At 48.7% G+C, this 2,145-nt stretch carries 1 protein-coding gene; it reads left to right on the forward strand.

Annotated features, from left to right (window positions below; translation table 11 throughout):
- The first annotated feature begins 574 nt into the window (after positions 1–574).
- A complete protein-coding gene (locus tag CIK04_RS33005; RefSeq protein ID WP_176463285.1) occupies positions 575–901 on the forward strand; it encodes a hypothetical protein in 327 nt (108 codons plus the stop codon).
- Positions 902–2,145 lie beyond the last annotated feature (1,244 nt).

Raw genomic sequence — 2,145 nt, forward strand, 5'->3', positions numbered from 1 at the left:
TGCAGTTGCCTTTCTAGTTTTCTAGTTTTCTAGTTTTCTACACTTCTGACTTATATTTGAGCTAGGTCGATTCCTTTCTTTTTCATTTTTATCTCGTCATCCTTTCGAAGGCGGGGATCCATCGTACAGCGAGTGTTGTAGCTCGGTATTACCGCTTCATTGCCAGTGTTGTTGTCAGTTTCGCTCTATGTTGTTGTCTGTGGTGAGTGCATTTCCAAATGCGACATCCGGCGTGCGTGGATGAATGGATTCCCGTGTGCACGGGAATGACAACTGGGGGGGGCGTGGCGGGTGCTGAGATTTTATGTGAGACGGTGCTGTTGGTGTTTTCTCTCATCCTTTGTTTTCTAACTTTTTCCTTCTTACTTCGGACTGTCGGCTTTTTCTTTCTATCCTTTTTCTCGTCATCCTCGCGAAGGCGGGGATCCATCGTACAGCGAGTCTTGTAGCTCGGTATTACCGCTTCATTGCCAGTGTTGTTGTCAGTTTTGATCTATGTTGTTGTCTGGGGTGAGTGTATTTCCAAACGCGACATCCGGCGTGCGTGGATGAATGGATTCCCGTGTGCACGGGAATGACGGTAGGGGGCGTGGCGGGTGCTGAGTTTTTATGTGAGACGGTGCTGTTGGTGTTTTCTCTCATCCTTTACTCTTCTAACTTTTTCCTTCTCACTTCGGTCTGTCTGCTTTTTCTTTCTATCCTTTTTCTTTCTATCCTTTTTCTCGTCATCCTCGCGAAGGCGGGGATCCATCGTACGGCGAGTGTTGTGGTGTGGTATTTCCGCTTCATTGTCAGTGTTGCTGTTTGGTTGTTCTATGTTGCTGCCTATTGCGGCGAGTACGTGTCCAAATGCGACATCCGGAGTGCGTGGATGAATGGATTCCCGTGTGCACGGGAATGACGATTGGTGGTGTGGTGGCGGTGTTTTGAGTTTTTATGTGAGAGTGCCGCTGTTGATGTGTCTAATCTAATCCTTTGTTATTCCAACTTCTTCCTTACAACTTCGGTCTGTTAGCCTCGTTCTGTCTCTCCGCACGTCATCCTCGCGAACGCGGGGACCCATCGTACAGTGAATGTTGTGGTTTGGTATTTCCGCTTCATTGCCAGTACTGTTGTCAGTTTCGCTCTATGTTGTTGTCTGGGGGAGTGCATTTCCAAACGCGACATCCGGCGTGCGTGGATGAATGGATTCCCGTATGCACGGGAATGACAACTGGGGGCGTGGCGGCGGTGTGCTTACTTTTATGGGATAGTGGCGTTGTTGATGTGTCTTGTCTCATCTAATCTAATCCTTTGTTATTCCAACTTCTTCCTTACAACTTCGGTCTGTTAGCCTCGTTCTGTCTCTCCGCACGTCATCCTCGCGAACGCGGGGAACCATCGTACAGCGAGTGTTGTGGTTTGGTATTTCCGCTTCATTGCCAGTGTTGTTATTGGTTTTGCTCTATGTTGCTCTATGTTGTTGTCTGTTGTGGCGAGTACGTTTTCAAAYGCGACATCCGGCGTGCGTGGATGAATGGATTCCCGTGTGCACGGGAATGACGGTAGGGGGGCGTGGCGGGGATGTGCTGAGTTTTTATGTGAGACGGTGCTGTTGGTGTTTTCTCTCATCCTTTGTTTTCTAACTTTTTCCTTCTTACTTCGGACTGTCGGCTTTTTCTTTCTATCCTTTTTCTCGTCATCCTCGCGAAGGCGGGGATCCATCGTACAGCGAGTCTTGTAGCTCGGTATTACCGCTTCATTGCCAGTGTTGTTGTCAGTTTTGATCTATGTTGTTGTCTGGGGTGAGTGTATTTCCAAACGCGACATCCGGCGTGCGTGGATGAATGGATTCCCGTGTGCACGGGAATGACGGTAGGGGGGCGTGGCGGGGATGTGCTGAGTTTTTATGTGAGACGGTGCTGTTGGTGTTTTCTCTCATCCTTTGTTTTCTAACTTTTTCCTTCTTACTTCGGACTGTCGGCTTTTTCTTTCTATCCTTTTTCTCGTCATCCTCGCGAAGGCGGGGATCCATCGTACAGCGAGTCTTGTAGCTCGGTATTACCGCTTCATTGCCAGTGTTGTTGTCAGTTTTGATCTATGTTGTTGTCTGGGGTGAGTGTATTTCCAAACGCGACATCCGGCGTGCGTGGATGAATGGATTCC

Source organism: Vibrio sp. 03_296, from assembly GCF_002265885.1.

Excerpts from the sequence above, each read along its gene's own strand:
- CIK04_RS33005 (WP_176463285.1), top strand. The coding sequence starts at position 575 with ATGACGGTAGGGGGCGTGGCGGGTGCTGAGTTTTTATGTGAGACGGTG.